The sequence below is a fragment of the Aquabacterium sp. A08 genome, from assembly GCF_011742065.1.
Genome location: NZ_JAAQQT010000464.1, coordinates 1 through 221 on the forward strand (window position 1 = coordinate 1; position 221 = coordinate 221).

Here is a 221-nt window from a genome sequence, read left to right on the forward strand (position 1 = left end):
CCCAGGCTGATGACGTAGTTGCCGTGGTTGTGGAAGCAGTCGGGCACCAGGGCGTCGGGGGTCTTGGTGGCGCCTTGCTCTTTCAGGAACAGCACTTCGTCGCCTGTGACGGGCTGGTTCAGCGGCGCGCCCAGTTCTTTCCAGTTGGGCAGCAGCTCGTTCAAGGCGATGGGGTCCATCACCGCGCCGGAGAGGATGTGGGCACCGGGCTCGGAGCCTTT

The 221-nt window shown here is 64.7% G+C and carries 1 protein-coding gene; it reads right to left on the reverse strand.

What is annotated here, in order from left to right; all coding sequences use genetic code 11:
- A partial coding sequence (locus tag HA630_RS27260) for an NAD(P)/FAD-dependent oxidoreductase (protein WP_371809180.1) occupies positions 1–221 on the reverse strand: 221 nt, incomplete at both ends.